6 protein-coding genes are annotated in these 4,177 nt (G+C 45.4%); all 6 read right to left on the bottom strand.

Going from position 1 to position 4,177, the window contains the following annotated elements:
• Positions 1-450, bottom strand: coding sequence for a phage protein (locus tag L641_RS0104955; RefSeq protein WP_024601300.1), 450 nt, complete (start codon positions 448-450; stop codon positions 1-3).
• An 11-nt stretch (positions 451-461) separates the two neighbouring features.
• Positions 462-1,568 (bottom strand): DUF2586 domain-containing protein, encoded by a 1,107-nt coding sequence (locus L641_RS0104950; protein ID WP_024601299.1) that lies wholly within the window; start codon positions 1,566-1,568, stop codon positions 462-464.
• Between the two features lie 4 nt (positions 1,569-1,572).
• Positions 1,573-2,322 carry a phage virion morphogenesis protein gene (locus L641_RS0104945; protein WP_024601298.1) on the bottom strand — a complete coding sequence of 250 codons (750 nt, stop codon included), beginning with the start codon at positions 2,320-2,322 and terminating at the stop codon, positions 1,573-1,575.
• Entirely contained in the window at positions 2,322-2,804 is a 483-nt protein-coding gene (locus tag L641_RS0104940; protein ID WP_024601297.1) for a phage tail protein, read from the bottom strand. The genes L641_RS0104945 and L641_RS0104940 overlap by 1 nt, the downstream gene beginning before the upstream one ends.
• The gene (locus tag L641_RS0104935; RefSeq protein WP_024601296.1) at positions 2,801-3,253 is read right to left on the bottom strand and encodes a head completion/stabilization protein; all 453 of its coding nucleotides are present in this window, start codon (positions 3,251-3,253) and stop codon (positions 2,801-2,803) included. The genes L641_RS0104940 and L641_RS0104935 overlap by 4 nt, the downstream gene beginning before the upstream one ends.
• 109 nt (positions 3,254-3,362) lie before the next feature.
• The gene (gene gpM / locus L641_RS22815) at positions 3,363-3,974 is read right to left on the bottom strand and encodes a phage terminase small subunit (protein ID WP_084298553.1); all 612 of its coding nucleotides are present in this window, start codon (positions 3,972-3,974) and stop codon (positions 3,363-3,365) included.
• Positions 3,975-4,177: the final 203 nt, after the last annotated feature.

Below are 4,177 nucleotides of genomic sequence, written 5' to 3'. Positions count from 1 at the left end.
TTATTGCACTATGTTTTCAATTTCTTCGGCGCGTAAGTACGGCACACCGTTGATTTTTACAAAGTCGGGGTCGGTTACATCAAACGGAATTTTAAACAGGCTGGCTTGGCCACCTTTTTTGTCTATGTCTAAAATGTCGCTTAGCTTAATGCGGCAACCAAACGCTTCTACTTTTAGCTCGTCTTTGCTGGTTTTTGCATAAAACATAATGTCGAACGGTTCCATTGCGCGCCAAGCGCCTGCACTTTTTGCCGCATCTGATATAAGCGCAAAGTTACTGGCGTTAACCGATAGCTCACCGCTGGCCGCTACATCGCCATCAACAAAACCATCAGGCACGCCACTTGTTTGGCTCACGGCGCTATTGTCGGTAATAGCCAGTGATGCCGTGTCAACTTGGACCATAATGTCACCCAAGTTCACGTTAAAATTCATTCCAGATAAACGCATGGTTAGTGCTCCTAGTTGCTGCTTAAATCAAGCATGATGTTTACGGTAATTTCTTTTGGCGAGTTGTAAGGGCGAACAACCAAGTAAATAACCACCGCTTTGTTTGTGGTCCATACAATCGTTACATCGCCCTCTACTGGCGGCTTAATATCACCCGGAAACTGCGTGCCTAAAATGGTGGTGCTTTTGCTCATGGCGCGCAGTGGCTTCATAAAGTACGACTTGTTTAGTTCAATGCTGTTAGGCGTTGAATTAAGCGCACGGTTTGCAACACGGCGAATAGCTAATACCCGCACTTCTCGGCTGGCTTTATGCACTGGGCGTAAATGCTCAAGGTATTGGTAGTCACCGCCTGCAGCGTCGAGCGTTTGGGCATCGCTCCAATAAACACCCTCAAAATCGCTATACCACTGCGGTACGCTCATGCGTTTATTTGCTAGGGTTTCTAGTGTGGCAAGAGACAGCGGCTCGTTTTCTCTGTCAACCGGTGCCGCGCCTAGGCCTAACACACTGCCCGTTGCTACGCGCATGGGGCTGTCGGCAATGCTTACGCTGCGGTCACATAATCGCCCTGCTAATACGCCTACGTTATTGCCGTGTAATTGCGGTACGGGCACCACTAAGTGCGCGGCAATATCGGCTTGCAATGCAATGGTTGCGGCTTCATAGGTTGGCCATGTTTGCGTAGCTGCATCAATACCAGGCACGGCAACCAATGCCGATACAAAACGGCCTAATGTGGCTTGCAATGATGTTAGGTGATCATGAATATCTGTGAGTTCTGCGCTTGCTGTTTGCTCAGCACATACCACTACCATTTCAAAGCTTTGTACTTCGTTGGCGCGGTCAATGGCATCAACAATGGTTTCCAGTTCGGCCATTGGGTAAACCGCTGCGGTCCAGTTTTGGCCTGCGTTTAATTGCGCAGCAATAAGCTGATCGCGCAGTGGGCTATCTGCAAAGGTTTTTTCTAAGTCGGTTTTAGCGCCAATGCTAAATAATTGGCTTTCTTCATCAACCGAACCTGCACGGCCAACAAACAAGAAGTGTCGCTCAACACCTTGGATGTCACCTTGCCCTAAATTCAAATTGTTAACTTGCACTTTACCTAGTGACATGTGTTTATCCTCTCATATCTTGTTTTTTGACTGTCCAACCGTAGTTGATGCCTTGTAATACACGTTCAAATATTTTCTTTTGGTCTACAGGTGTTGCACCTAAAAATTCACGGTGCGGTAGCTTTATTTGCCATGATCCCGAACCACTTGTTTTTTTCCCTTGTAATGAGCTAATCATTGCACCAGCTTTAGCAAACGTAAGGTTTTCCAGAACCCATTTTTTTGTAATTCTCAGCGTTTTACCTTTTTCCAAATTTCCTTCTTTTTGCTCTTTAAGCGAATAAAACCTGGTCGCTTTCATTTTTACTATAAATTTAGCTTGGGCATCCGTTGCGGGTGATTTTTGGTCGATTCCATTTCTTTCCTGATAACTCTGCATAGCCATTTTATGCCTTGCTTTATCTCTCTTAATGGTTCTTCCTTCATCGTGCATTTTTGCTATAACACCCGAGTGAAACTTACTTTTCCCTTTATACCTTCTGGAAAAATACACGTTTACATAATTAGGCTGCCCATCTACCGCTATTGTCTGCGGTAGCTTTTTAAACATTTTTTTCCCGCCTTTTTTACTCTTCTTTGTTGCCCATTTTTCTCCTTCTGGGCTCTCTTGTTTTCTAGCATTGGCTCTTGATTTTGCTCTTATTTCATTACCGATTCTTATCATGAAGCGTTTCCGCTTTTTAGCTGGCATACATGCCATTGCCAATTGCATGTCTATGCTATCGATACCCTTAGCTTCAATGCTGATACCCATTAATCAGCGTCCTTGGTTTGAAGGTCTGCACTCTCGGCTATGTTTATTGGCACTAATGAAATACGGTAACGCTCACCCAGATATCTAATTGGTCCCTGTTCGTCTGGTACTAATTCAATATCGTCAATCAGGTCTAATTCGATGGTTACTTGTGCGTGATCTTTGCTGATAACCGTAATATCTAAATCAGGGTCTGATAGACCGTAATCATCACGGTCAGAATCTTCCTCAATTAGCCAAACTGCTATCATGCCAAGTAGGTTATAAGGGTTAACTTTACGGTGTGGTAATCGTTCAATCTCTATAACTGCGTCGTACTTCCACTTTGCTAGCAAACAACCACTCAAACCTAAATCTTCTGTGTTAATCATTAACTGGCCCCCACCTTGCCAACCATCAATATCGTTAGGTTTTACGTATGGGTTCATACCTTGGCAAAGGTAGTTACATAATTGCTGTAGCTTGCTTATTGTTTGGCTCATAGTGTGTGCACTCCCGCACGGCCAAGGCCAAGGAGTAAACGAACGCTACGGTTAGACTGCGCAAGTATCGCGTCTTGCTGATCAACGTCGTCAGCTTTGTTGTTGCCTGCTGCTTTTTGGTCAACCGCTGAAAAATACCCCATTAAATCGGCATGCGAACGGGCATACACGGCGCCACGGTAAACGCTTTGTTGTTTATCGTTAAAGTTAGGCACACCATTAACAAGCGTAAAAGTGACGTCCGTGTCTGCTTTTTTCATGAAAAAGTTACTTAGTTGCTGCTGCACTTCTAATGCGCTGCGGTTTAATGAGTCGGCTATTACGGTTTCTTCGTAAAACTCAGGTATGCGGCGATGATCACGAAACTCGCCAGTGCTTAACGCTGGCCAGCCGCTTTGAGCATCTATTTCAATGCTGTTTTGTGCTGTTGCTTCGTATCCAAATGACATACCGTATACCTATTCAATTTGGGTTCAGTGCAGTTAGCGTCGACGCGGTTATTAACGGTCGCCCGTTAAACGCTCGGCTAGTGCACTGGAGGGTTTGGAGCTTTGGCTATTACTGGGCGTTTAGCTCGGCAATGGCTCTTAATCTCATGGCTATTTTGTTTCTTACTGTTTTTACTTGTGCGTGTTTATGCAGTTCGGCGGCTTTGGCTAAGTAGCCATCGGCTTGCTGTAAGCGTTGCACGTCGCCCACATGCGATGGCGATATGTCGCCGTTTTTGCTGCGCAGTAACGCAAGACCCGCAAACTTGTAGTACTTAGCCGTAACTTGCTCAGGTAATTTCCACGTGTTCGCAACCTTGCTGAACACTTGGCTAAAATAAGGCTCAATGCTGTTGCCTTTTTCTGCTTGGGTGCTTGCCCACTCAAAAACAGTGTCGGCAATAAAACCAGGCCACTGGCGGCGAATGCTGCTAGCCATGGGCTGGTTAAGCTCAATGGCTCTGAAACCAAACTCAAGAGCGCGAGCGAAGTTGCCAACGTCAAACAGCCAAATCGTGCAGTACGCATAAATCGGGTTGTCTTCATTTTGCTTTCCTTCTTTTGCTAAATAGTCTTCAACAATGGGTAACCACTTTGGCAATAACACATCACGTTTGTGAGTGATTTTGTCGGCGCGGGTTACATAGCTTTTTAAGCGTTTTAAGTCGTCTTCTAATTCAATAAGCTGTAAGTGCAGGCTTGGGGCGTATTGCCCTTTGCCTGTTAGGCTTACTTTTTCGAGCTGTTTTTTTGCTTGGTTTTGCTCTTTGAATTGGAGGATTCTTGCGCCGCCGACGGCTTTTTTAGCTCTTCAACCGTGTCTTTTAAGTCGCTATTTGCGGCGTTAATATCGTCGGCTTGGTAGGCTAAATCGCTGGCAGCATC

Origin of the sequence: Pseudoalteromonas sp. TB41 (assembly GCF_000497975.1) — a bacterium.
GTDB classification, from domain to species: domain Bacteria; phylum Pseudomonadota; class Gammaproteobacteria; order Enterobacterales; family Alteromonadaceae; genus Pseudoalteromonas; species Pseudoalteromonas tetraodonis.
This window is presented reverse-complemented; position numbering and strand designations above follow the sequence as displayed.

What these genes read in the sequence shown, in the direction of transcription:
- L641_RS0104945 (WP_024601298.1), bottom strand. Translation starts at nt 2,322, where the DNA reads ATGGGTATCAGCATTGAAGCTAAGGGTATCGATAGCATAGACATGCAA.
- L641_RS0104950 (WP_024601299.1), bottom strand. Translation starts at nt 1,568, where the DNA reads ATGTCACTAGGTAAAGTGCAAGTTAACAATTTGAATTTAGGGCAAGGT.
- L641_RS0104935 (WP_024601296.1), bottom strand. Translation starts at nt 3,253, where the DNA reads ATGTCATTTGGATACGAAGCAACAGCACAAAACAGCATTGAAATAGAT.
- L641_RS0104940 (WP_024601297.1), bottom strand. Translation starts at nt 2,804, where the DNA reads ATGAGCCAAACAATAAGCAAGCTACAGCAATTATGTAACTACCTTTGC.
- L641_RS0104955 (WP_024601300.1), bottom strand. Translation starts at nt 450, where the DNA reads ATGCGTTTATCTGGAATGAATTTTAACGTGAACTTGGGTGACATTATG.